The organism is Vibrio sp. CCB-PB317 (genome assembly GCF_022808245.1).
GTDB classification, from domain to species: Bacteria; Pseudomonadota; Gammaproteobacteria; order Enterobacterales; family Vibrionaceae; genus Vibrio; species Vibrio diabolicus.
The window spans coordinates 890556-913747 of the sequence record NZ_JALGNU010000001.1 but is presented as its reverse complement, the minus strand read 5'-3'; the positions used below and the strand labels follow the sequence as shown (position 1 = coordinate 913747).

The window sequence follows — 23192 nt, the reverse complement described above, 5'->3', positions numbered from 1 at the left end:
CCTATTAGCTTTTGTTTTTTGCCCTTTTTAGCTCACTAAACTTAGCATGCTCGCATTCAAGCAACGGCCCAACATGAAGCGGCCTAATCAATCAGGAATGTAAACCATGCTAAACAAAATGACGCTTATCGCAGCAGCAACTCTGGCTCTTTACGGCTGTGGCGGCGGTTCATCTTCTGGCAGTGCTAATCCAAACAAAGTGCCTCAAGAAAGTTTCGACATCGCGATTCAAAACTCAATCTTCGCTCCCACGCCAAGCACACAACTAAACTACGCGTTTAGCCTGGATGGCCAACCTGAAGGCGAGATGAAACTGAGTTTCCAAGCGATGGATAACGAGCAATTGTTGGCAGCATTGGCACAAATCCCAAACAGCGAAGCAATGGTCCAGTTGGTTAATGACTTGGTGAACTACGGCGCCAAACAGTTCTACTATTCTGACGAACAGTACAACGACGATGAAGAGGGCAATACGCTTTATTTTGCAGGCTCTGATGGCGCACTTCATGAAGTCACCGACGCTTATTCCATTAACCAGCAGTTTGTTGCCATGCTGATGCACAGCAGCCCTATTTTCCGTCTCAACGGTGACGACGTAAAAGAGAAAAGCCCGAACATTGATATCGGTGAAGAGACCATATCTCTGCAAACCACTCTAACAGGCTACGCAGTTCACAACCTACTAGACAGTTTTGAAGATCATGAGTGGGTGCAAAACCTGCCAATGACAGCATCTTGCCAAGTGGTTTGGCAACAGCAAATCCGAGAGACTGGCGTACGTAAAACGTTCTCGATTTCAAGCAAGAAAATTGAAGCGGCGTACCTGACGGAAAAAAATACTTACAACCTAAACTGCGATGATATGGACTCAATGGAGTTCGCCACTTCGGCAGAACGTTGGTTTAACCCGAGCTTAGGTCTGATTGAGCAAATCGAGCTGCTAAAAGTACAACAAGTACAAATCAATGAAGAGAAAGTGCTGCTAACAGCAATTGAAACAAAATAAGCCTGTACTCCACAAGTATCTCGCATCTCAATAAAAAAGGCTTTGGGGAGCACACCAAAGCCTTTATCTCGAACATCAATCTTAGGGGGTGACACCCGAGTTTATTCTTCTATCAATAAAATACGAGTTTCGTAAGGTCGTAATACTTGATGGTTTGACGCGACTGCACTCGCTGAGTTTTGATAGTTGGATAGCAAGTTTTTCGCTTTATTCATATCAAAACGCTCTGGCAGAACGCATTCCTCCTCTTCAGCGTAGTAGTTGTTGATACACAGCAGCGTTTGTTTGTCGTTCTGGCGAGCGTAAGCAAAAATGCGTTTATGCTCTGGCAATAAATCTTCATAACGGCCATCGGTGATCACCGAAACCTGTTTACGTAGCTCAATCAAACGTTTGTAGAAGTAGAACACCGAGTTCAAATCAGCAACCGCTGCTTCTGCGTTGATTTCAGAGTAGTTCTGCGCCACTTCAAGCCACGGTGTGCCTTCGGTAAAACCAGCGTGCTTTTGGCTATTCCATTGCATTGGCGTACGTGAGTTATCACGCGACTTCTGCGCCAAAATCGCCATCATCTCCTCGTGTGATACGCCATCACGGTTGACCATGATGTCGTACATGTTGGTGCTTTCTACGTCGCGGTACTGGCTGATCTCAGTGTAACCTGGGTTGGTCATACCAATCTCTTCACCTTGGTAAACATACGGTGTGCCTTGCATCATGTGTACAGACGCCGCCAACATTTTGGCTGATTCGACGCGGTATTGTTTATCATCGCCTAAGCGGCTGACCACACGAGGTTGGTCGTGGTTACACCAGAACAGCGCCCCCCACCCTTTGCCATTTAAGCCCGTTTGCCAATGGTTGAAGATCTGCTTTAACTGAATGAAATCAAATGGCGCTTTGGTCCATTTTTCACCATTCGGATAATCGACTTTCAGATGATGAAAGTTGAACACCATGGATAGCTCTTTGCCGTCTAGCGAAGAGTATTGCTGGCAGTGATCTAGCGTGGTCGAAGACATTTCTCCCACCGTCACGCTGCCGTATTTTTGAAACACGGCTTCGCTAATCTCTTGCAGATATTCGTGCACGCGAGGACCATCAGTATAGAAACGACGGCCATCGCCAATATCATCGCTTGGGAAGTCTTGCTGTTTAGAAATCAGATTGATGACGTCGAGACGGAAACCATCCACGCCTTTGTCTGCCCAGAAGCTGATGACTTCTTTGACTTCTTCGCGCACCACTGGGTTTTCCCAGTTCAAATCCGCCTGCTCTTTAGCAAAAAGGTGCAAGTAGTACTGCCCTGTCGCTTCATCCAATTCCCAAGCATTGCCTCCAAACTTCGATTGCCAGTTGTTGGGCTCTGCGCCATCAATCGGATCTTTCCAGATGTAGTAATCACGGTAAGGGCTGTTTTTGTCCCCTAACGCCGATTGGAACCACTTGTGTTCTGTCGAAGTATGGTTGACCACGATGTCCATGATGATTCGAATGCCCAGCTGATGAGCCTCTGCCAACAGGGTATCGAAATCTTCCATAGTGCCGAACTCTGGATTGATCGCGTAGTAATCAGAGATATCGTAACCGTTATCAACCATTGGAGACTGATACACTGGCGTCAGCCAAATCGCATCCACACCGAGATGTTTTAGATAATCCAGTTTAGAAATGATCCCTTTAATATCGCCCGTGCCTTTACTGCCGCTGTCACAAAAGCTTTTTGGGTAAATTTGATAGATGGTTGCGGTTTTCCACCAGCTCTCATCATGCTTGGTCATAGCCATTTCTAACACTCACTTACCAGTAATCGGAAACTTAAAATTTGAAAAGAAAAATAAGAGGAGGCAGCCAAGTCACTGCCTCAAATTGAATTACGCGTTTGCCGCCTCAAGCTCACCTTTGGCTTGTGCACGCTTATAAAGAATTAATGTTAATGCGGCAGGTACCACCATCGCGACTAACATCGCCAGAGCAAAGATGCCCCAGAACTGCGGCTGGATAGATAAGATACCCGGCAAGCCGCCCACACCGATACCGTTCGCCATGACGCCCGCACTACCACAGATAGCAGCAGCACATGCACTACCGATCATCGCACTCAACATTGGGAACTTGTATTTCAAGTTGATGCCGTACATCGCCGGCTCTGTTACGCCAAGGTAGGCGGAAATCGCCGCAGGCACTGAGATTTCACGCTCATCCTGCTTTTTACTGATGATAATGATGCCAACCACTGCCGATGCTTGAGCAATGTTCGATAGTGCAATCAAAGGCCAAATCGGCGTACCACCCAATTCTTGCATCAACTGCAAGTCAACGGCGTTAGTTGTGTGGTGGATACCTGTGATCACAAGTGGCGCGTATAAGAAGCCGAAGATGGTTGAGCCAATCATCGCGAAGTCACCCGTCATGGCTGCTTTTGCTGCGAAAGCAACGCCGTCACCCAACATACGACCGAATGGGCCAATGATAGAGTGCGCAAGAATCACAGACACAATGATAGAAACAAACGGTACTACTACTAGGTAAAGGTAAGATGGAATGATGCGTTTTAAGCGTGTTTCGATAAACGCTAGTGCGATACCTGCTAACATCGCGGGAATCACCTGCGCTTGGTAACCGACTTTCTCAATCGCAAACAACCCAAAGTCCCACACTTCAGGTACTTGCTTACCAATCAGGTAGGCGTTCATTAACTGAGGCGAAACCAATGTCACGCCAAGCGTGATACCCAGAATCGGTGTACCACCGAGCTTTTTCACGGTCGACCAACACACACCAACGGGTAGGAAGAAGAAAATCGCTTCACCAATTAACCATAGGAATGAGTGAACAGTCGCCCAAAACTGACTGATTTCCGTTAGGGTTTGACCATCAAACATTTTGATGTCGCCAATCACATTACGGAAACCAAGAATCAAACCACCAGTAATGATCGCAGGCAACAGTGGTACAAAGATTTCTGCAAGGTGGGAAATACCACGCTCAACGATATTCATGTTTTGACGAGCAGCATTCTTGGATTCGTCTTTGCTCGCTTCACTTTTACCGCTTAGCTCGATCAGTACTTTGTAAACCTCATCAACTTCAGTGCCGATGACGACTTGGAATTGACCTGCGTTGGTAAAGCAGCCCTTCACCATCGGTAATGCTTCTAACTGTTTTGTGTCTGCTTTGTCCGTATCGTTTAGAACAAAACGCAAGCGAGTTAAACAGTGGCTTACACTGGCAATATTGTCCGGCCCCCCGACCAGCTCAATAAGACGCTCCACGTCTTTACGCGCAATCTTACTCATAACTTTGTCCACCCTGTATTGGATACATTCGATTCATCATTTTATTTTTTTATAAATGGGAACATTCCCATTTCTTAATTTTAATATTGCCACTCAAAGACAAAAAACAAAATGGGAACAGTCCCATTAATTGAGAATGATCACAGTATAATTCTAGAGCAAATCGTTATAGTGTGGATTAGCGGCAAATAGGTTGTTGAGTGAAGTGAACGACTTCTTCATCGCCATTTAATTGATTAATCAGCATTTTAGCGGACTTTTCACCCGCAAGGGTATAACCAGGATCGACACTAAATACTTTAGGGAAAAGGAAAGAAAGCAACTCGTTACCACCCACGCCTGTCACGACCACGTCTTCACGACCTAACTCTTGAAGACGCTTGATTACGCCCAATGCAATGGTATCGCTGGCACACACAATGGCTTGCGTGTCTGCTTTCAGAACGTGGTCCACCAGCTGATAAGCACTTTCATGGCTAAGCTTACCGGTTTGGAAGCAAGGCGTAAGTTGCTTGCGCTGACACCAAGCTTTGTAAGCATTTAAACGCGCTAAGCCTGTAGTTTTATCTTCGGGATCAACACCAATATAAGCAATCCGAGATAAAGATTGCTGCTCAAGGTGAGACAAAGCCATGTCTATCACACCTTGGTTGTCGTAGTTGATCGAAGAAACCATTTGCGTGTCCATCGCGATCACGACGATACGATTCCCCCACTCCGCCAATGCTTGCTCATCACATCCAGTAAAGCCAAACACGATCACCCCATCGACATTGCGACGTTTAAGCACATCCAAATGCTCATTAGTTTTATCGCGATCGAATTGGCTCTCCATGATCACCACGTCGTACCCTGCTGAGTACAAAGCGTTGAGCATGGTCCCAACAGCGCGGTTTTCTGATGGTGAATCTAAACGAGAGATGATCACGCCGATCACCTTTTGACTGCCACCGCGCATTGATTGCGCAGATTTGGACGGTACATAACCAGATTCACGAATGATTTGCTCTACTTTCTCTCGCGTTTGAGGTTTCACTTTTGGATCGTTGGTAAGCACACGGCTTACTGTTGATTTGCCAACGCCTGCCAATTTCGCGATATCAAGAATGGTGAGTTTTTTGCTCATAAGTGATCAAACTAGAATGGATGAATGCTTAGGTGACTGAACTTTAACAGTAATAAGAGAAAAGGGAAGCAAACGCTTCCCTTAAATATGCGAATTGTGCAGATTATTTCTTTAGATATGCAGGCACGTCAGCAACACTATCAAGCACAACCGTTGCTAATGCTTCACCTTGCTCGGTGATTGGCTTACCTGTGCGAACCAGAATCTTAGTGCCAACACCTGCGGCTTCTGCTGCCATCATGTCTTCGGCTTTATCACCAATCATCACTGATTTTTCCATGTCGATTTTCAAGAAGTCGCGAGCAGAGATAAACATACCAGGTTTAGGCTTGCGGCAATCACAATCTTGCTTGTAATCCCCAATGCCATGTTCAGGGTGATGTGGACAGTAGTAGATACCATCAAACTCAACACCATGATCAACAAAGTTCCAGTCCATCCATTGAGTCAGAGACAAGAAACGGTCTTCACTGAATTTACCACGTGCGATGCCCGATTGATTCGTCACTAGCACTAAGAGGTAACCTTGATCTTTCAGCGCTTTCGTCGCTTCAAACACACCATCAATGTACTCAAAATCATGTTCGTCATGAACGTAGCCGTGGTCAACGTTTATCACGCCATCACGATCGATAAAAACAGCAGGTTTTGCCAAAACGTATTTCTCTATTAACTCGGTTTAATCAGATTATTACATACCTTATAAACTTCAACACTATCTAATTCATTCTAGGCCTCGACAAAACAGTTGATTTGTTGGGCAAGAATCGGTAATTCTGAGTGGGCTCTCCACTTATCTTCTCCTCGTAACTTACTCCTCATTCTTTTCAAAACAGAACATCCATACATTTAGACGTCTAGACGTAAAAATATCTATTGACTTCATTCTGGTTAACTCATAGCATCAACTGAGAAGTGAGATAAAGCTCAACATTAAGTTCTGTCAAATGCCGTTTTTGACAGCGAAGTTCCCCGTATCTTTGGGCAGGTTGAAACATGATAGAAATAAAAAACGTTAATAAAGTGTTCTACCAAGGCAGTAAGGAAATCCTTGCCCTGAAAGACATTAACCTACACATCGCCAAGGGCACCATCTTCGGTGTTATCGGTTCATCTGGTGCTGGTAAAAGTACGCTGATCCGCTGCGTAAACATGTTAGAAGCACCAACATCTGGCTCCATCATCGTTGATGGCATTGATTTAACAAAACTCAGCAAAAAGCAGTTGGTCGAAACGCGCCGTAACATCGGCATGATCTTCCAGCATTTTAATCTGCTCTCGTCTCGTACTGTGTTTGATAACGTGGCGCTACCACTGGAACTGGCAGGCAAAGGCAAATCGCAAATCACAACAAAAGTCACTGAGTTACTAAAACTTGTTGGCTTAGCCGACAAACACGAAAGCTATCCGTCCAACCTAAGTGGCGGTCAAAAACAACGTGTGGCTATTGCTCGCGCATTGGCATCCGATCCAAGCGTACTACTGTGTGACGAAGCCACTAGCGCACTGGATCCTGCAACAACTCAATCTATCCTTGAGCTATTGAAAGAGATCAACCGCAAACTCAACATCACGATTCTACTGATCACCCACGAAATGGAAGTGGTAAAAAGCATCTGTCACGAAGTGGCGATCATCGGTGGTGGTGAGTTGGTGGAGAAAGGCACCGTTGGCGATATTTTCGCGCACCCTAAAACGGAGCTGGCGCACCAATTCATTCGCTCAACGCTGGATCTATCCATTCCTGAAGATTACCAAGCACGTCTGCAAGCAGAGCGTGTTGATGGCAGCTACCCGTTGGTTCGCTTAGAGTTTACTGGCGCAACCGTCGATGCACCGTTAATGTCGCAAATTTCTCGTAAATACAATATTGATGTGAGTATTTTGAGCTCCGATCTTGATTACGCTGGCGGCGTGAAATTCGGCATGATGGTCGCAGAGCTATTTGGTAACGAAGAAGATGATAACGCAGCATTGGAATACCTGCGTAAGCACAACGTAAAAGTAGAGGTACTTGGTTATGTCCTTTAACACAATTTCTGAATGGCTGAGTTTAAACAGCAAACTACTTTTAGGTGCAACGTGGGAAACGCTTTACATGGTTGCGGTTGCCGGATTAGTCGGCTTTGCCGTGGGTATTCCATTAGGCGTAATCCTCCATATTACTAAGAAAGGCGGCCTACTTGAAAACACCAAACTAAATAGCAGCTTAGGCGCTGTCGTTAACATTGGTCGTTCTGTGCCATTCCTCGTCCTGATGGTTGCGATTATTCCAGTGACAAAAATACTAGTTGGAACCTTTATCGGTACAACCGCAGCAATCGTCCCACTGACTATTGGTGCCATTCCGTTTGTTGCCCGTCTTATTGAAGGTGCTTTGTTAGAGGTACCAACAGGCTTGGTGGAAGCGGCGCAATCAATGGGGGCGACACCAACACAGATCATCACAAAAGTTCTACTACCTGAAGCAATGCCGACTATTGTTAACTCAGTAACGATCACCTTAGTCACTCTCGTTAGCTACTCGGCCATGGCGGGTACGGTAGGCGGCGGCGGCCTCGGCGACGTAGCCATCCGTTACGGTTTCCACCGCTACGATGTAACTATCATGGCTGTGACTGTCGTGATGCTGATTGTTCTAGTACAGATTATTCAGTCTATCGGTGACGCAGTGGTGCGCCGTGTAGACCACAGATAAGCATTGAAAATACAAATTATAAGGAGATAAAGATGAAATTTAGCCTTAAAGGTCTTTTGACTGTAGCAACGGCCGCTTCTGCTCTTGTTCTAGCGGGTTGTGGCGACAAAGAAGTAGACGTAAATAAAGTAAAAGTTGGCGTTATTGCTGGTGCTGAAGCACAAGTTGCCGAAGTTGCAGCTAAAGTAGCAAAAGAAAAGTACAACCTAGACGTTGAATTAGTAACATTTACCGATTACGTAACGCCAAATGCCGCTCTGGATGATGGTTCAGTAGACGCGAATGCGTTCCAACATAAACCATACCTAGACCAACAAGTGAAAGACCGCGGCTACAAACTGGCTATCGCGGGTAACTCATTCGTTTACCCTATTGCTGGTTACTCTAAGCAAGTGAAGTCAATCGATGAAATCCAAGATGGCGCACGCATCGCAGTTCCAAACGATCCAACGAACCTAGGTCGCTCACTACTGCTTCTTGAGCAACAAGGTTTGATTACGCTGCGTGATGGCGTTGGTCTACTCGCTACAGTACGTGACATCGTAGGCAACCCTAAAAATATCGAAATCATTGAGTTAGAAGCGCCACAACTTCCACGTTCATTGGATGACGTAACGCTATCTATCATCAACACCACTTACGCAAGCTCTATCGACCTATCGCCAGAGCGTGACGGTGTGTTTGTTGAAGATAAAGACTCACCATACGTAAACCTAATTGTTGCTCGCGAAGAAAATGTTAATGCGCAAAACGTACAAAACTTCGTAAAAGCTTACCAAACGGAAGAAGTTTACGAAGCGGCAAAAGAGCTATTCAAAGGCGGCGTAGTGAAAGGTTGGTAATCCCACTTTTCTAAACCGTACTGAAAATAATAGTCTGAACATAAAAGGGCTGATGTGAAAACATCAGCCCTTTTTATTTCTCTATCCACCCATTTAAGTAACTTCAATTCGCTACTTAAGGTGGTCCCAAGAGATGTTCGACACGATTCGGCAGTCATCACACTTAAAATGAAATATGTCATGTAGTGGCTCATCGAGTAGCCACTCTCCACCGCATTTTGGGCACTTGCGCGCTTTCTCGCTCTCCAGCGACTGACCGCCCACGCGATACTGGTAATAGTATGTTGGAACCTTGGTGATGTATTCGATACGACCTCGCAAATCCCAACCGCGGCGGAACAACACGCTGTCTACATCGCAAATCTCGTGCAGCGCCGCATGCTCTGCGCGGCACCCGCCAGCCATTTGGATTTCATCGCACGCTTGCCATTCTGTCTGCCATTTGATGACGGCTTTATGGTCACCATTTAGCGTCGGCTCATTGCGATACAAAGGAATCGGCAACAACGTTTCCCCACTGCGCAAAGGCGAACACGTATGAACATAAGTCGTGTACAACACTTGCCAGCTAGGTGTCTCTTCTTCGGCGGCTTGTTCTGAATTTAAATCACGGCCAAGCATACGCATTTTCGGTGCAAGCAAAGACGCGTCTGACAAACGGTTCATGCACACTTTGACAAAATCTGAGTGATAACGTGGATGCAAACTGTCTTGCTCTGGGCAAACGACACGAACATAAAACTCGCCATCTCCCATCACTATCGGGAATTCTCGGCCTAGTACTTGGCCGTTATAACGCAACGCATCCATCAAGCCATTAATAGCTTTGTCTACCGCGCTGACGGTGGTGTTATCAAAACACTCAAACTGCAACTCAACAACGTACATATTTAGACAGTGGCCTCTAACTTGCTCAAGAACTCAGCCAATGAATCCGCCAGAACATCACGTTTAGACGTACCTAAACGCTCTAAAATCACATTACCAGTGAGGTTACAAATCGAGATCACATCCATTTCCTCATCTGTCGCCGCGATAAATACCGTTGGTTTAAGTTTCAGGCGACGTTGCGTCACCAAATGACCAAGAATATTTTCTTGTAGGCGCACAAAATCATCATCGCTCCACACTTGCAGTAGCGTCAACGAATTACCTTGCCAAGTTGCCTCCATATCGGCGCTGTATTGAGAACCATAAAAGGCTTTTACATCATCTTGCAGTGACAACTCAATAGCATTTTCCACATTAGTGAAATCGGCCATTTCATCACGTGCGACCGCTTTCCAAAGCACCTTTCCATCACGCTTCTCTTCGACACAAGGAGAAACAAGATCTGCAAGCTCTTCACTGCTTGGCAACTCATTATATTTAGCTTGCCAAGCTTGTTGGTAGCGCAGGCTGAACTCTTGTAACGCCTGAGTAACGTTTTGGGTCATGAAGGTCTCCTCATTCCTTATTTATCAGATAGCCGTGTTTGCCGGATGGCAATTGACCAGCGGATTCAGTAAAATTCTCGCCATTCTAATCGAAAACGACCACAAAGTATGAGCAAATATTCTGACGCTAAAGAGCTTGCTGGCCTAACATTAGGTAAAAAGACCGAGTATGCGAACCAATACGACCCAAGCTTGCTGCAACCAGTTCCTCGTAGCCTAAACCGAGATGACCTTCAGTTAGGCGACAGCCTTCCTTTTATGGGCCACGACATTTGGACGCTGTACGAACTCTCTTGGTTAAATAGTAAAGGCTTACCACAAGTGGCCGTTGGCGAAGTATACATTCCAGCCACCAGTGCAAACTTGATTGAGTCGAAGTCTTTCAAACTGTACTTAAACAGCTATAACCAAACCCGCTTTGCAAGCTGGGAAGAAGTTGAAGAGCGTTTAACGCAAGACCTATCTGAATGTGCCGGTGAAAAGGTGTTGGTCGAGGTGAACCCGGTTACTCACTACACCAATCAGCCTATTGTGACAATGGAAGGCGAATGCATTGATGACCAAGACATTGACATCACCAGTTACGATTTTGATGCCGATTTGCTTGAAGGCGCAGCAGGTGAAGAGCAAGTGGAAGAAATCCTACATAGCCACCTATTGAAATCAAACTGTTTGATCACTAACCAACCTGACTGGGGCAGTGTAGAAATTCGCTACCAAGGTGCGAAAATAGATCGCGAGAAACTGCTGCGTTACTTGGTATCTTTCCGCGAGCACAACGAATTTCACGAACAGTGTGTTGAGCGTATTTTTACGGATCTAATGAAATACTGCCAACCAAACAAACTGACCGTATTTGCCCGCTACACACGCCGTGGTGGCTTGGACATCAACCCGTACCGCTCAACGGAACAAGACAAGCCAGATCACAACCACCGCATGGCTCGTCAGTAATCGCGTTAGTGACAGAAATAAGTTCGGTAATCTAAAGGGTTACCGGACGTTTTTATTGTCCAAGCATGTTACTATATCAAATGGCTTCAACCTGCATTTAAGGGGCTTGTTGAGGTCTTTTACCGTTATCCGCCATATCTAAAAACAGTTCGAGGGAACGAAAGGATGTTTTGGGACAGTTCGCGTCTATTCAAGTTGATTGGCTTTCTTTGCTTGCTGTTTGTACAGCCGCTTCATGCGACCATTTTATCGTCCGCGTTACTCAACGAAGCACAACAATTGGCGGAAATAGAGCCATCACAAGCAAAACAAGCGGCAACCAACTACTTGTCACAACGTGAGCTAACGGAACGCAAAGAGAGTGACAGCCCTTCTGCGATGTCTCGTGACGAGACCGATCGTAGCGTTCGCACACCAAGCAGCACCATCGAAGCACACAAGATTATCGCTCAGGCAGACTACGCCATGGGTAACGTTCGTTCGGCTATCGAACACCTAAACAAAGCCGAGCGCTTAGCGCAAGAATATCAATTGCCGTACATGGACTTAGATCTCCAGCTGATGCGCAACCAAATGATTTGGATGTACGACAAAAACTATTCAAAAGCGGAAGATACGCTTGACCAAATTGAGCAGCAACTCGATGAAGCTGATGCGGTATTGCAACGTACCGACAGCGTTCGCTATCGATTAGTGATGCAAAGAGCGCTCCTCGCTTCACATAGTGGCGATCTGATTAAAGCGGAAAGTTTGTATTCTCAAGCCAAAACTATGCTTGAAGACAGCCGATCTGACTTAGCCTTGATCGACTATTACACAGCCGTCGGCGAGTTTTATCTGAATAGCAAGAAATACAATTTGGCTTTGTCGGAACTGCTTTACGGTTATTGGCAATCTATTGAGAGTGACAGTGGCGCAAGGTTAGCAAAAGTTAATCGCCTGTTGGCGAGGCTCTTCCAAGAGCGCCGAGTTTACGACAAAGCGATCGAATACTTATCTCAAGCCGCAGACTTCTATGACTCCTACCCTAGCTCTCCCATCCTAGCGGATGTCCTTGAGCAAATGGGTGACATTTATTTTTACCAAGGCAAGTTTAACCTTGCCTTAGTGCACTACTTCAACGTGCTGGACCATGAAAGCACCAGTAAGAACATTAATCGGATCATTAAGATTCGCTTAAGCTTGGCGGCTACCTATCTGCAACTCTATAACTACGCGCTAGCTGAACAATACCTAGACCGTTCTAAAGAGCTTTTAGAATACACTGACATTCCTAAGCTTGAAGCAAAGGCAGCGTTGCTTCAGTCAGGTTTGGCTTATCATCAAAACGACAGTAAAAACGTCATTACCAATGCAAAGCTGGCGTTAGCACTTGCTGAAAAGTCACCTGAAAATAACAACTTCATTAAGCAGCAGTCTTACCGCTTACTCGGGCTTGGTTACGAACAGGCAGGCGAATACCAACTTTCTCTGCAGGCTTATAAGAAATACACCAACCTTGTGCGTTTAGAGCAAAAGCAGCTCAACCAAATCAGTGAGGATGCATTCCGCCAACAAAAAGAGTTTGCTGAACAAACCATCCACTATATCGGCCAATCGGAACGCCTTGAGCAAGTGGAAAGGGAACACCGCAAATTCCAGAAAATCTCATTCGCATTGTTTATTACTGTGTTGGTGATGTTTTTGTTCATTATGCGCCGCGGCGTGATCATGCAGCGCCAAGCAAGTGAAATCGAAAAACTGCGTAATGATCTCTTCACTCACTCTCGTTCCCGTTTACGTAACTTGCGTATGCTGAACGTGAAGCTGTCTCGCTCATTGAAAAAGTCGAGCGAAACTTTCGAGCAATGGCAAATGGGCGAATTGATCCACGAGCCACTTAACGATCGCCTGCGCTTTGTCATGATCGACTTGCCATTCCTACGAAGCATGTACGTCCACAACGGTTATAAAGCAGGCCTGGAGCTGGAGCGCGCATTTGGTGACTTCCTAGCGGAAAAGATAGAAAAACCGTCGCGTCTTTACCATTTCTCAGATGCAAACCTACTCTATATCGAGCCGAACGCTGACCGTGATGCTTCTGCCGAAGTCATGTTCGAGAAATTCCAGACTTGGGTGGATGAGTTCGCTCAGCAGCACAACGTCAACCGCATTATTCGCATGGGTATCAGCGATTATCCGTTCTTACCACGAGCCTACACTGCAATTAACGACGAGGAATTACTCGATCTGTTGCTGCTTGCGACTCACATTGCGCGAGAAGTCAGCTTGAAGGATAAGCAAAGCCACTGGGTTTTCTTGAAAGCCATCGATAACGCACCCGCCGCGAGCTTTGCAACGGGTAACATAAGAACCGCCTGTCAGCATGCCATTAGCCAAGGCCTGATTAAGATCCATTCGTCCTACAAGAATGAGGACGACATCAAGAAAATATTAAAAAATGGATAATTAAACGCCTGTTAGACATAATAACTAATGACGCTATAACGTTTTTTGTTATTATCGGATAATTGTCAGTAGTACATGGACTTAACCGTAGTCACTTCATGGGAATCTTGGAATCCGATATTCAGTCGCAGCTTCATCAGCTGAGTTGTCAACTTGACCAACTCAGACTGACACATCGTGATACTTCACTCAAATTCAAACGTGAACAACAAGTTCTTAAACGCGTTGTGGCATCATTGTCTTCAGCTTGCCAGGGTTCGAATACCCAGGTATCCAATTACCTGTTTGAAATCCAACAAGAGCTGCAACATCAAAAAGATATCAGTACTCTTATCCCACGTTTAGCGGTATTAGAGAGAATGCTCAAACAGCAGTCGAAGACGATGGACAAACAGAACGGCTACCTAGACGAACAAATCAAACACAGTGGTGAAACACTCCAACGTGTCACAGGTTTACCTGCGCAGTTAAAACGTGAACTACGGAACCTGATGAGTTTCTCTGAAGTGCACACCAGCAATAAAGCTGATCAAGCCACTAAGCTACTGAGTATTTACGAACGCGCTCTGAAAATCATCACTTCCAACTCGCGTTTGCATCTCAGTGAGTTTGAGAATAATCCTGATAAGTCTCAACTTGAGTGCTTAGCCAGCGATCTACAACATACCATCACCGAGCTGGATTTTGAGGGAGAAACGGGAGATAGGTTGCTTGATATTCGGGCTAAGCTGCTTCTTGGCGTGAGTGCAGAGTCTCTCATTGAGCTTACGCTCTCAACTCTGAAATTGGTTGTCGAAGCAACAAAGTTCGAGCGCGAAGCGTCTAGCCAATTCCTTGATCAGCTGAACACTTCTCTCGCAAGTAACCTAAAAACCGTTCATCAGAACGTCGACCAACATCATACCTACTTTGAGCACCGTCAAGAGCTCAACACAGAAATGAACAGTCTGGTTGAATTGAGTCAACTATCGCTCGACCAAGCTCAAGATCTAGCGGATGTAAAAAAAGAAGTCGCCCCGTTACTTGCGAAAATGGCGTCGCTGACAGAGCGACTTAAAATGACGGAAGAACGAGAACAAGCGCTGCAAGAGCGTTTGAATTACAGTAAGAACCAGCTCGAAGCCGTGTTTGAAACCACCCAAGACCATCGTCGACGCTTAGATGACCAAGCTCAGCGCATGTTGCTCGACCCTCTGACTAAAGTCTATAACCGCACCGCATTTAATGATCGACTGGAGCTAGAGTATCGCCGTTGGATTCGCTCTCAACAGAACCTGCGTGTAGTGTTGTTTGACGTTGATAACTTCAAAGCGGTGAATGACAGCTATGGCTATACGGCAGGTGATAAAGCGTTGAAGATCATCGCTCGCACCATTAATAAACGCGTATCAGAAACTGAAACGGTAGCTCGCTTTGGTGGCGAAGAGTTTATTTTACTCGTTCCAGAACAATCTGAAGAATACACACTGGATCTCATTAAACATATCCAGCGTGATATTAGCCAATTGCCATTTAAGTTCCGTGAGCAAAATATCATGATCACTCTAGCGGCTGTGTCGACCTCTTTTAAAGAGTCCGATACGCCAGAGTATGTACTCGATCGACTCGGCAAGATGCTTGCGGACGCTAAAAAACGTGGAACAAATCAGCTTAACTGGAGCTAGATTTCGTACAAAAAGCGAACAAACAAACCAGAATTGGCGCAATTTACGCTTTATAACCACCCATTTTCAACGAGTTATCACATTTCTTCCCTTTCAGTCTGCTAAGCTGTAAAAACCCAAGTCACTTCAAGATGATGCATTTACAGAACGCGAATGTACCATCTTGAGGTTGCTTGGGAGTCAATAACCATAAAACCAAATCGGCCAACTGCCTTTCATCAAACCATACGTATAACCCAAAAAGGTGAGTTGGTACTTTCCCTCAAAATAATGCAACACAAGGAGGCGTTATGATTACCCATATAAGCCCCGCTGGTAGCATGGACTTGCTATCTCAATTAGAAGTAGAGCGCTTAAAAAACACGGCCTCGAGTGAACTTTATCAACTGTACCGCAACTGCACGTTAGCGGTGTTGAACTCCGGCAGTCATACCGATAACTCGAAAGAGCTGCTCGATAAACACCAGTCGTTTGATGTCAACGTAGTGCGCCGCGAGCGTGGTATTAAGCTTGAGCTGACTAACCCACCTGAGCACGCCTTTGTCGATGGCGAGATAATTAAAGGTATCCAAGAGCATCTGTTCTCCGTGTTACGCGATATCGTTTATGTCAATATGCATTTAGCAGACGCACAACGACTCAACCTGACGAACCCAATTCACATCACTAACCTCGTGTTCGGTATTCTGCGTAATGCCAGAGCACTCACACCAGGTATCGAGCCAAACCTCGTCGTGTGTTGGGGTGGTCACTCTATCAATGGCGTGGAATATCAATACACACGTGAAGTCGGTAACGAGCTTGGCTTGCGTGAACTTAATATCTGCACGGGTTGTGGCCCTGGTGCGATGGAAGGACCAATGAAAGGTGCCGCTATCGGACATGCGAAGCAGCGTTATACTCAGCAACGTTATCTTGGTTTAACCGAGCCTTCGATTATTGCAGCCGAGCCACCAAACCCAATCGTGAATGAGCTGGTTATCATGCCGGACATCGAAAAGCGTTTGGAAGCCTTTGTACGTATGGCGCATGGCATTGTGATTTTCCCTGGTGGTCCGGGCACTGCAGAAGAGTTGCTGTATATTCTTGGCATTATGATGCACCCAGACAACGCCGATCAGCCAATGCCTATCGTGTTAACTGGACCAAAAGAGAGTGAAGAGTACTTCCGCTCTATCGACGAGTTTGTTCGCGATACACTTGGCGAAGAAGGTCAAAAGCATTACGAGATCGTCATTGACGATCCGGCAGAAGTGGCACGTATCATGAAGCGCTCAATGGACTCTGTACGCCTTCACCGAAAAGAAAAAGGCGATGCTTATAGCTTTAACTGGTCATTAAAAATCGAGCCTAACTTCCAGTTACCATTCGATCCAACTCATGAGTCGATGGAGCAATTGGATTTAAGCTTAGATCAAGAACCTCAAGTCTTAGCGGCCAACCTGCGCCAAGCCTTCTCCGGTATCGTGGCTGGTAACGTGAAAGCCGAAGGAATTCGAGAAATCGAACGTCGAGGCCCTTTCACCATTCACGGTGATCCTGTGCTAATGAAAAAGCTCGATAAGTTACTACAAGACTTTGTCGAACAACACCGAATGAAATTACCTGGCGGTTCAGACTACGAACCGTGTTATCGCATCGCTCACCCAGAAATTGGTGGTCGATAGTCAGGCTAGCATTCGTTACACTAGGGGCATTACGCCCCTTTTTTATTGCTAAGTCATTATGTCTATTCATCTTGTTATTATTGATGCCCTAAACCTGATCCGCCGTGTTCACTCTGCACAACCGGATCCAACCGACATAGCAAGAACCATCACCACGACACAAAGAACCCTCACTCGCATTCTGTCAGAAGCCAACCCGACACACATCATCGCGGTTTTCGATCACCATGAACAAGACAGAGGATGGCGAGCTGAGATTCTCCCAGACTATAAGCAAAATCGAAAACCAATGCCGGAACCGCTGATGCAAGGTCTAGATGCGATTCAGCAAGCATGGTGGGAACAAGGTATTGATTCATTGCTTTCTGAAGGCGATGAAGCGGACGACTTGGTTGCTACTCTCGCGACGAAAGTGGCCAGTCATGGTGAAAAAGTCACCATCGTTTCTACGGATAAAGGCTACTGTCAGCTGCTTTCTCCTACCCTACAGATCCGTGATTACTTCCAACATCGTTGGTTAGATGAACCGTTTATCGAAAAAGAGTTCGGCGTAAAACCGAGCCAACTGGCCGATTATTGGGGGTTAACGGGGATCAGCTCTAGCCAAGTGCCGGGGGTTCCGGGCATTGGACCAAAAGCGGCGAAAGAGATTCTTACTCAGTTTGAGAATATTGAAGCAGCCTACGCCAGTGAAGACCTCGCACCGAAATACCGTAAAAAATTAGACGAGCACATTGAGTCTGCACGCTTATGTAAACGCGTCGCGGCTTTAAAGTGCGACATTGAACTCGGCTTTAACTTACAGGACATTCGCTTTACAGGACCAAATAAAGCGGAATAGTGTCTGATGATGGTTTCAAACCATAAAGCTCTCAGACAATAAAAAAGCGCCATTTGAAGGCGCTTTTTTCTATTCTCGGGACTATCCCCAAATGACTCGGAGATAGAATTAGTACGGCGAAATGTTCGATAGACACTGGATATGAATCGTGATTTCTTCACGATCATGATACAAATGCTTAGCTTGTAGTCTGAACTTTACCTTATTATCAATCAGGAACTGCTTCAGGTTTTCAAGGTCTTGCAGCACCTCGTCATAGCGGCCTTTCATTGGCAGCTTAAGGTTAAAGATTGCCTCTTTCGCCCAACCTTTTAACAGCCACTGGCCCATAAGGTGAGCAACACGAGCTGGCTTTTCTACCATGTCACAAACAATCCATGTTACGTTCTTACGGTCTGGTTCGAATTTAAAACCATCCACCATATGATGCTTGATCTGGCCGGTTTCCATCAAGCTGTCTGCCATCATGCCGTTATCGACACAGTGAACGAACATCGAGCGCTTCACCAATTGGTACGTCCAACCGCCTGGACATGCCCCTAAATCGACCCCCCACATTCCTGGAGCCAAACGCTCATCCCACTCTTCACGTGGAATAAAGACGTGAAATGCTTCTTCCAGTTTAAGCGTTGAACGACTTGGGGCGTCTGCTGGGAACTTAAGGCGAGGAATACCCATGAAGAACTGAGAGTTATTGTCTGTGTAAGAATAACCGACATAACAGTGACCAGGCTCCACAAAACAAATGTGCAGTACTGGCTTCTTCGCGTTGTCTTTGTTCAACATTAAACCTTTACCGCGCAACGCTTGACGCATTGGGACAGTAAATTTACGGCAGAATTTCAGTAGTTCTTTCGCTTCATTCGTATCCGGAGTTTCAATTCTCAAATCCCCACAGCGAGGAAACGCTTCAATGTCTGCTAGCTCGTTCAAAATTGGGCTAATGCGGTCATCACTTGGCAGCGATTGAAACTCAGCCGCTACCGCAAACATTTGGCGAGCGAAGATTAACGACTTGAAGTCCAAACCTCTCGCAAGTTTGTCCGCATCTCCATCTTGGTAACACTCGAAGACAACATAACCTGAGTTTCTCTTCACACGAGGGAAGCCATACACTTCCAACTGTGTCGCTTTGTCCTGAATTTCACCAGCACACTCTTTCTCAAAGCCAGCACGGCAATAGAGCATTAGTTGTTTCACTTGGAGACCTCTTTGATATTGAACGCAGCAAAAAAGAACAGACACCAACCAATCATGAACAGCAATCCTCCCATTGGAGTAATCGGCCCAAACCACTTAATGCCTGTCAGCGCCAGCGCGTAAAGACTGCCGCTAAAACAAAAGATGCCGATGATAAAGCAAATCGCTGCAATGAAAAAATATTTTTGTGCTTTTTGTCCCAAATTCAATAGCAATAAAACCGCACAAAACACAATCGCCAGCGTGTGAATAAATTGGTACAACACTCCAGTCTCAAATACGCCAAGTAAATACGGAGCCAGCTGAGCTTTTAGCCCATGTGCAGCAAAGGCACCTAGAGCGACAGAAACCAGCCCAGACAGACCAGAAAATGAGAGTAACCACTTACTTTTCACGGTACACCTCTTTGATAAACGCCACTAACTGCTCTACCGCGAGCTCGATGTTACCCGCCTCGGTATGGCCTGAGCTCTTGCGCGGTTTAAAGCTGTGGTCACCATCGGGTAAAAAACTCACCTTAACTTGCGATGAAAGGACAAAGTCATCGAATTCCTCACGCTTACCAAAGGTGTCTCGCTCCCCTTGTAGAATCAGCGTAGGTTTCTCGATATTCGCTAAGTGATCGCCTTTGAACTTTTCTGGCTTTCCCGGTGGGTGAAATGGAAACCCTAAACAGGCAATGCCCGCCACCAGCTCATTTTCAGCCAGTAAACTCGACATGCGGCCACCCATTGACTTACCACCAATGACAATAGGTTGAGAGGTAAAGTGAGCAATCACTTCTTCATAGGCTTCCAGCAGTTTTGGCGCACGATCTGGTGGACGCTTTTTCCCATCTTCCGCTCGCTTAATCATATACGGGAAGTTAAATCGCACCACGCGAATTCCTTGCTCAACTAATCCTTTGGCAACGGCGGCCATGAAATCATGTTCCATCCCCGCTCCAGCGCCATGGGCAAAGATAAATAGAGGACCGCTTTCAGGTCCCTCAACTATCCATTGGCTCATCTAATACTTCCTCTTGCTCTTTTCTCGCGGTCGCTAACATCCAGTCTCTAAACGTTGCGATTCGGCCCATATCTGCCTGCTGTTCATGACACACCACGTAGAATGCATTCTTGGAGATCAACACCTCGTCGAATGGCGCGATGAGTCGTCCAGCTTCCATTTCTGGCTTGGCGAGTACATTGTTACCAAGCGCGACCCCCTGACCATGCGCAGCAGCCTGTAGCACCATCGTCGAGTGGCTGAAGATAGGACCGTGGTTTACATTGATACCTTCGATGTTGTAATGACGCGCAAACTGCTTCCAGTCTTTACGCGAAGTATCATGTAACAAAGTGTGTAATTTGAGGTCACTTAGAGATTCTAATGGTTTGTTGCCTAAAAGTAACGAAGGTGAACAAAGTGGGATCAGAAACTCTTGGTACAATTTATCCGCTCGCAAACCCGGCCAATTCCCACGGCCATAGTAGATAGCCACATCTACATCATCAGTCAGTGAACCTTCATCCATATCCACAGCTTTAATACGTACATCGATATCTGGCTCTTGAGCATTAAAATCGGCCAAACGAGGCACCAACCATTGGATAGCAAAACTCGGCGGTAGACTGATCGTCAATGCCCCTTTTTCACTACGTTCCAATACCTTATCTGTCGCCTCGGCAATCGAGGTGAAAATATCTTTGATGTCGAGAAAGTAACTTTGTCCTTCTTCTGTCAACAATAGCGAACGATTACGGCGACGAAAGAGCTTCAACGATAAGAACTCTTCGAGTGCTTTAATCTGGTGACTGACCGCGGCTTGAGTAACAAACAACTCTTCTGCCGCTCGCGTAAAACTGAGATGGCGAGCAGCCGCTTCGAAGACTCGAAGCGAATTTAATGGAGGCAATCTGCGAGACATATGGGACCTCAAATAGGATTAGTTTTTTTAATCTGAAACATTATAAAATGTCCGTTGTCGAACAGCCAGATAAATTCTATATTTCACCCCGCAACACGAGCCTGAACGGCTTGATTTCTTTGGAAATCAATTGGCTTCGTTGTTGCGATGTTGTGTTTGCAAACTCGTATTTCGAGTTAGGTAGATTTCTACCATAATGTTTTGTCCACACTCCCTGTGACAAAACATATACTTCCTGTATTTATTTTTGACCTGTCTGTCAAATTTGTTACACCGCCTAAATTAGGCGGTGTTTTTTTATCTATCGAAAATCTCATCCGTATATCTGGCAGCAACATCACTTTATTACTCTTCTTTCGGATTAATTATCGTTATATCAACACAAAGTGTATGGCTTTGCGATAAGCCTCAACATTATGCTAAGTAATGATTAGCTGTAACGCGATCAAAAACAAAAAAGGCGCAAATTGATGTCTCAATTTGCGCCTTTTAACGTCTTTTTATCAGTCAACTATGGGCGGTAAACTTTTACGTTATTGAAGCCTTGCTCTTGCAAGTAAAGTGCTTGCAGACGGCTCATCACACCACGGTCACAGTACAATAGATATGTCTTAGATTGGTCTAAATCACCAAACTGTGTACCCAACTTGTAGAATGGGATATGTTTCACATCCACACCTTCGATTTCGAGCGGGTTATCGTCTTCCTCTTCAGGACTACGAATATCTAGCACAACCGCGTGCTCTTCTACCGCTTCAACCTGCTCGACTTCTGGTGCTGCTTGCTCAGACTCTTTCGCGATATCACGAATGTCCATCATGCGTGCATCACGAACTACTTGCTCAAGAATGCTAAAGTCAAACTTCTCTTCTTCCGCTTCTAGCTTCGCTTTAATCGCTTTTACTGTCGGCTTCTTAGAAATAACACCACAATACTCTGGCATAGTCTTCGCAAAGTCTTCCGTGCCGATTTCGCGTGCTAGGTTAATGATGTCTTCTTTATCCCAGTTGATAAGTGGGCGCAGAATCAACGTGTCCGTTACGTTATCGATATGGCGGAGGTTAGTTAGCGTTTGGCTCGATACCTGACCGAGCGCTTCGCCTGTTACCAATGCTTCGATCTTCATCTTCTGAGCGATCATGCCTGCTGCACGCATGAACATACGCTTCAAGATAACCCCCATTTGGCCGTCATCGACTTTCTCTAGGATTTCCGCAACCACAGGTTCGAAATCAACTGAGATGAAACGTACTTTTGCTGAAGAGCCGTATTTGTTCCATAGGTAGTGAGAAACCTGCTTAACGCCGATTTCATGCGCTGGACCACCTAGGTTAAAGAAACAGTAGTGTACTTTTGAGCCACGTTTGATGTGTAGATAGCTAGAAACACCAGAGTCAAAACCACCAGAGATCAAGCTCAACACGTCTTCTTGCGTACCCAGTGGGAAGCCGCCTAGACCTTTATGACGAGCCAGCACTTGGTTTAGCTTATCGTTCGAGACTTCCACCTTGATCGTCACGTCTGGGTTTTGCAGCTTAACTCTTGCGCTCTCAATCGCTTGGTTTAAACCACCGCCGACATAACGCTCTAGTTCGATAGAGGTAAAGTCGTGCTTACCGCGACGCTTCGCACGTACAACAAAGGTTTTATTTTCGAGTGCAGAGCGATTTAGCTCCAGTACTTGTTCGAAGATATCGTGCAAATCTTTAAATTCGGTCTGCTTCACTTCCAGTACGTGGTGAATGCCTGGTGTATGAGTCAAAACCTCAAGAACTTCAGCGTGGAATTCGTTACTCTCAGAGGTCACTTCAATGTGATCACGACGGTTGAATACCGCGACAGATTCCGTGCGGCTCTTAATGATGTTACGAATGTTGCACTCTAAAATCTTTGTGAAGCGCTTACGCACAGATTCACTTTTTACAAAAATTTCTGGATGGGGCTTTACAATAAATTTCATAGTCTAATTCGCAGGTTAGTTTCGCAATCAACAAAGAGTGACACTCAACTTCAATACTTCATACGCAGTAAAACCGCGTTTCAGTCACAAAAAGTAGTCTGAGCTCACTTTTAAGGCGCAAGATTATACACCCAAGCGGATT

20 protein-coding genes are annotated in these 23192 nt (G+C 45.8%); 9 read left to right on the top strand and 11 right to left on the bottom strand.

Translation table 11 applies throughout. The features are described 5' to 3' along the window. Positions 1–106 precede the first annotated feature (106 nt). Entirely contained in the window at positions 107–1006 is a 900-nt protein-coding gene (locus MTR11_RS04210; RefSeq protein ID WP_243327056.1) for a hypothetical protein, read from the top strand. A 101-nt stretch (positions 1007–1107) separates the two neighbouring features. On the opposite strand, the gene treC is transcribed toward MTR11_RS04210, so the two are convergent. The 4 genes from treC to gmhB all read right to left on the bottom strand — a co-directional run bounded on the left by treC (position 1108) and on the right by gmhB (position 6086). After that, positions 1108–2793: an alpha,alpha-phosphotrehalase gene (gene treC / locus MTR11_RS04205; protein WP_243327055.1), complete on the bottom strand. Its 1686-nt coding sequence runs from the start codon at positions 2791–2793 to the stop codon at positions 1108–1110. An 87-nt stretch (positions 2794–2880) separates the two neighbouring features. Then, positions 2881–4305, bottom strand: a complete 1425-nt coding sequence (gene treB / locus MTR11_RS04200; protein WP_046874302.1) for a PTS trehalose transporter subunit IIBC — start codon at positions 4303–4305, stop codon at positions 2881–2883. A gap of 178 nt (positions 4306–4483) precedes the next feature. Beyond that, a complete protein-coding gene (treR, locus tag MTR11_RS04195; protein WP_170892518.1) occupies positions 4484–5431 on the bottom strand; it encodes a trehalose operon repressor TreR in 948 nt (315 codons plus the stop codon). Positions 5432–5534: 103 nt separating this feature from the next. Next, a complete protein-coding gene (gene gmhB, locus MTR11_RS04190) occupies positions 5535–6086 on the bottom strand; it encodes a D-glycero-beta-D-manno-heptose 1,7-bisphosphate 7-phosphatase (RefSeq protein ID WP_005391350.1) in 552 nt (183 codons plus the stop codon). A gap of 341 nt (positions 6087–6427) precedes the next feature. Here gmhB and metN point away from each other — a divergent pair, with 341 nt between their 5' ends. The 3 genes from metN to MTR11_RS04175 are packed head-to-tail and all read left to right on the top strand — an operon-like array spanning position 6428 to position 8971. Next, complete coding sequence (metN, locus tag MTR11_RS04185) at positions 6428–7462, top strand: methionine ABC transporter ATP-binding protein MetN (protein ID WP_150916396.1); 1035 nt, start codon at positions 6428–6430, stop codon at positions 7460–7462. After that, a complete protein-coding gene (locus MTR11_RS04180) occupies positions 7452–8129 on the top strand; it encodes a methionine ABC transporter permease (RefSeq protein ID WP_243327054.1) in 678 nt (225 codons plus the stop codon). The genes metN and MTR11_RS04180 overlap by 11 nt, the downstream gene beginning before the upstream one ends. 32 nt (positions 8130–8161) lie before the next feature. Then, the gene (locus MTR11_RS04175; protein WP_005391357.1) at positions 8162–8971 is read left to right on the top strand and encodes a MetQ/NlpA family lipoprotein; all 810 of its coding nucleotides are present in this window, start codon (positions 8162–8164) and stop codon (positions 8969–8971) included. 111 nt (positions 8972–9082) lie between these two features. Here MTR11_RS04175 and MTR11_RS04170 read toward each other — a convergent pair whose 3' ends face one another. After that, the gene (locus tag MTR11_RS04170; protein WP_048626099.1) at positions 9083–9859 is read right to left on the bottom strand and encodes a Zn-ribbon-containing protein; all 777 of its coding nucleotides are present in this window, start codon (positions 9857–9859) and stop codon (positions 9083–9085) included. Positions 9860–9861: 2 nt separating this feature from the next. Next, a complete protein-coding gene (gene syd / locus MTR11_RS04165; protein ID WP_124008585.1) occupies positions 9862–10407 on the bottom strand; it encodes a SecY-interacting protein in 546 nt (181 codons plus the stop codon). Between the two features lie 108 nt (positions 10408–10515). Between syd and queF the strand changes: the two genes are divergently transcribed. From queF to xni, 5 genes are all read left to right on the top strand, one after another. Continuing rightward, positions 10516–11361 (top strand): NADPH-dependent 7-cyano-7-deazaguanine reductase QueF, encoded by an 846-nt coding sequence (gene queF / locus MTR11_RS04160; protein ID WP_243327053.1) that lies wholly within the window; start codon positions 10516–10518, stop codon positions 11359–11361. A 165-nt stretch (positions 11362–11526) separates the two neighbouring features. Continuing rightward, a complete protein-coding gene (locus MTR11_RS04155; RefSeq protein ID WP_134647928.1) occupies positions 11527–13809 on the top strand; it encodes a tetratricopeptide repeat protein in 2283 nt (760 codons plus the stop codon). A gap of 98 nt (positions 13810–13907) precedes the next feature. Beyond that, entirely contained in the window at positions 13908–15473 is a 1566-nt protein-coding gene (locus tag MTR11_RS04150) for a sensor domain-containing diguanylate cyclase (RefSeq protein ID WP_243327052.1), read from the top strand. Between the two features lie 290 nt (positions 15474–15763). Next, positions 15764–17140 carry a nucleotide 5'-monophosphate nucleosidase PpnN gene (gene ppnN / locus MTR11_RS04145; protein ID WP_005391372.1) on the top strand — a complete coding sequence of 459 codons (1377 nt, stop codon included), beginning with the start codon at positions 15764–15766 and terminating at the stop codon, positions 17138–17140. A 58-nt stretch (positions 17141–17198) separates the two neighbouring features. Then, entirely contained in the window at positions 17199–17981 is a 783-nt protein-coding gene (gene xni / locus MTR11_RS04140; protein WP_005391374.1) for a flap endonuclease Xni, read from the top strand. Positions 17982–18089: 108 nt separating this feature from the next. Here the strand turns inward: xni and rlmM are convergent, their stop codons facing one another. The 5 genes from rlmM to thiI all read right to left on the bottom strand — a co-directional run bounded on the left by rlmM (position 18090) and on the right by thiI (position 23050). After that, positions 18090–19181: a 23S rRNA (cytidine(2498)-2'-O)-methyltransferase RlmM gene (rlmM, locus tag MTR11_RS04135; RefSeq protein WP_053808741.1), complete on the bottom strand. Its 1092-nt coding sequence runs from the start codon at positions 19179–19181 to the stop codon at positions 18090–18092. Further along, a complete protein-coding gene (locus MTR11_RS04130) occupies positions 19178–19576 on the bottom strand; it encodes a DUF423 domain-containing protein (protein ID WP_005391376.1) in 399 nt (132 codons plus the stop codon). Before MTR11_RS04130 ends, rlmM begins: the two co-directional genes overlap by 4 nt. Further along, positions 19566–20189: an alpha/beta fold hydrolase gene (locus MTR11_RS04125; protein WP_243327051.1), complete on the bottom strand. Its 624-nt coding sequence runs from the start codon at positions 20187–20189 to the stop codon at positions 19566–19568. Before MTR11_RS04125 ends, MTR11_RS04130 begins: the two co-directional genes overlap by 11 nt. Continuing rightward, positions 20170–21090: a transcriptional regulator GcvA gene (locus MTR11_RS04120; protein WP_005391378.1), complete on the bottom strand. Its 921-nt coding sequence runs from the start codon at positions 21088–21090 to the stop codon at positions 20170–20172. Before MTR11_RS04120 ends, MTR11_RS04125 begins: the two co-directional genes overlap by 20 nt. Before the next feature lie 511 nt (positions 21091–21601). Continuing rightward, positions 21602–23050: a tRNA uracil 4-sulfurtransferase ThiI gene (gene thiI, locus MTR11_RS04115; RefSeq protein ID WP_031780206.1), complete on the bottom strand. Its 1449-nt coding sequence runs from the start codon at positions 23048–23050 to the stop codon at positions 21602–21604. Positions 23051–23192 lie beyond the last annotated feature (142 nt).

Bases quoted from the DNA above. Each gene is read 5' to 3' on its own strand.
- MTR11_RS04120 (WP_005391378.1), bottom strand. From the start codon at position 21,090: ATGTCTCGCAGATTGCCTCCATTAAATTCGCTTCGAGTCTTCGAAGCG.
- syd (WP_124008585.1), bottom strand. From the start codon at position 10,407: ATGACCCAAAACGTTACTCAGGCGTTACAAGAGTTCAGCCTGCGCTAC.
- MTR11_RS04125 (WP_243327051.1), bottom strand. From the start codon at position 20,189: ATGAGCCAATGGATAGTTGAGGGACCTGAAAGCGGTCCTCTATTTATC.
- MTR11_RS04175 (WP_005391357.1), top strand. From the start codon at position 8,162: ATGAAATTTAGCCTTAAAGGTCTTTTGACTGTAGCAACGGCCGCTTCT.
- MTR11_RS04150 (WP_243327052.1), top strand. From the start codon at position 13,908: ATGGGAATCTTGGAATCCGATATTCAGTCGCAGCTTCATCAGCTGAGT.
- metN (WP_150916396.1), top strand. From the start codon at position 6,428: ATGATAGAAATAAAAAACGTTAATAAAGTGTTCTACCAAGGCAGTAAG.
- queF (WP_243327053.1), top strand. From the start codon at position 10,516: ATGAGCAAATATTCTGACGCTAAAGAGCTTGCTGGCCTAACATTAGGT.
- treC (WP_243327055.1), bottom strand. From the start codon at position 2,793: ATGGCTATGACCAAGCATGATGAGAGCTGGTGGAAAACCGCAACCATC.
- MTR11_RS04170 (WP_048626099.1), bottom strand. From the start codon at position 9,859: ATGTACGTTGTTGAGTTGCAGTTTGAGTGTTTTGATAACACCACCGTC.
- treR (WP_170892518.1), bottom strand. From the start codon at position 5,431: ATGAGCAAAAAACTCACCATTCTTGATATCGCGAAATTGGCAGGCGTT.
- MTR11_RS04155 (WP_134647928.1), top strand. From the start codon at position 11,527: ATGTTTTGGGACAGTTCGCGTCTATTCAAGTTGATTGGCTTTCTTTGC.
- treB (WP_046874302.1), bottom strand. From the start codon at position 4,305: ATGAGTAAGATTGCGCGTAAAGACGTGGAGCGTCTTATTGAGCTGGTC.
- ppnN (WP_005391372.1), top strand. From the start codon at position 15,764: ATGATTACCCATATAAGCCCCGCTGGTAGCATGGACTTGCTATCTCAA.
- thiI (WP_031780206.1), bottom strand. From the start codon at position 23,050: ATGAAATTTATTGTAAAGCCCCATCCAGAAATTTTTGTAAAAAGTGAA.
- MTR11_RS04180 (WP_243327054.1), top strand. From the start codon at position 7,452: ATGTCCTTTAACACAATTTCTGAATGGCTGAGTTTAAACAGCAAACTA.
- xni (WP_005391374.1), top strand. From the start codon at position 17,199: ATGTCTATTCATCTTGTTATTATTGATGCCCTAAACCTGATCCGCCGT.
- MTR11_RS04210 (WP_243327056.1), top strand. From the start codon at position 107: ATGCTAAACAAAATGACGCTTATCGCAGCAGCAACTCTGGCTCTTTAC.